2 protein-coding genes are annotated in these 1,849 nt (G+C 63.2%); both read right to left on the reverse strand.

Going from position 1 to position 1,849, the window contains the following annotated elements:
* On the reverse strand, positions 1–1,553 hold a 1,553-nt coding region (locus WCE35_RS18930), incomplete at its 3' end, for a trypsin-like peptidase domain-containing protein (protein WP_424594855.1).
* Between the two features lie 29 nt (positions 1,554–1,582).
* Positions 1,583–1,849 (reverse strand): hypothetical protein (locus WCE35_RS18935; RefSeq protein WP_424594856.1); only part of this gene is annotated, 267 nt, incomplete at its 5' end.

Consider the following 1,849-nt stretch of genomic DNA (forward strand, 5'->3'; position numbering starts at 1 on the left):
ACGTTTGCTACTATCGGCGCCGTATTCTCAAGGCCGTCCGTCAACAGCAGGATCGCTCTCGGATTGGCCCCGGCGACCGGAAACTGCGCGTGCGCAGCATCGAGACCGCCGCCGATCGTGGTGGCTCCCCCTGGCGTCAAGCCCCCGACGATGCCGCCTGAATAAGGTGCCGGGCCGATCAACGCCGTCTTCGTGCCGCCGGCGCCGTCGGTGACGTTGGCGATGGCGAAATCCGCCGGCGAACTGGCCGTCGTGCTGAAGGAGACGAGTCCCGCGCGGTTCCCGGTCCCGGCCTTCACCAATTGCACGAACAGCGACACCGCGTCGCGTGCCGCTTCGATCTTGGAACGCCCCGTGCCATCGTCCATCGACATGCTGCCGGAGCGGTCGAACACCAACATCACGTCGCGGGTCACCGGTGGCGGCGGCGCGGGCGCGAGGTCCGCGATGATATTCTTTGTCGGGCAATAGACGAGCGCCGACGGGCCGCCGACGTGGCCGCAGGGATCGCCCCTGGACAGCACACCCGCGATTCGCCCCGCCGCATCGAACACACCCGATCCCGAGCTGCCCCCGGAAACGTGATAGTTCGACGGCACGGTAATGACCAAGCCGCTCCCCCACACCGAGCTGTTCCCGATCACCGCGGCAAATCCTTCCGCTTGCGGAAAGGAGAGCTTCTTCACCGCGCCATTCGGATGATGCACGCCGAACACCTTCTCGGGGGCGACGGGAAGATCAGGCCTCATCTGAATCGCAGGAATTCCCGCAGGCGCCTCCGCAAGCTGCAGCAGGCTGTAGTCCAGGGATGCGTCGATGTTCTTGTGCCCCAGAACAGCCTTTACTTTGTAGAATCGCGGGTTGTAGCCGGGGGGCCTGGTGGCGTCGTTCAGCGTTTGATAGTCGAACGTCACCGAGCTGGTCAGCGCCTCCTCAGGCGTGTGGCAGTGTCCGGCTGTTATTACCTTGTCCGAGTCTACCAGTGTCACTGAGCAGGTGGAGAGTCCCCGGACCCCATTCTGGGTGTCGACCGTGACGATCATGCCCACGCTACGCGCCACCCGGGCGCGCACGTCAGTGAGAGGAGTAGCGTCAGCGGCATTCTCCCAATTGGGCGGTTCCACACAATACCACCAGGGATCGTAGGTCGGCTCGGCATAGGCGGGCGCTTGGTAGAACGGATCGCAATTGGAAAAACTGGGATGACCGGTCAGGCCAGCATGCCGTTCGCCCCGCCCGTATTCGAACAGTTGAACGCTTCCGGTCGGTGGGCCGGCCGGAATGTAGTCGATCTGCACACCACCGGGAAAGGCATAGACATTGATAGGCCTGGTCCAGAATGCTGGCCCGTCGGCAGCGGTGAAGGTGTCCACAGCATAGCCCAGTTGCACCTGCAACTGGTCGCCGGGCTGGAAGTTGGGATTTTGGAAATGCAGCATCAGCAGCTTGGTACCGCCGGGCGCCGACGACGGCGGAGGATTAAAAATGGTTGTTCCAGGCCCGATGGTGAGTGGCGCGGCGAGAACTTGAATCGTCCCGGTCACGTGCGACATCGCAGCTATCCTTTGCTGAATGACGGTTGCTACAGCCGTCGGCCGACAATCTGCTCAACCGTCAGGGAAATTCCGCCGGACTTCGGATCGCTGGCGGTGTAGACCGCCGTGACCGCGATCTCGTAGCTTGCGGTGAGCTCAAGAAAACCGATGGTCAGGGGAATAGGCGATGACGCCTGGCCGCCCAAGAGCAGCTCCGCAATGCGGCAGCAGTCGTCCATGGTGGCGGTTTGAGGAGGCAGAACGATCTTGTCTTCCGCGCGAATGCCGGCGACACGCGGCTCGCGCCCGATGGG

The sequence above is a fragment of the Bradyrhizobium sp. genome, assembly GCF_049691595.1.
Taxonomy (GTDB): domain Bacteria; phylum Pseudomonadota; class Alphaproteobacteria; order Rhizobiales; family Xanthobacteraceae; genus Bradyrhizobium.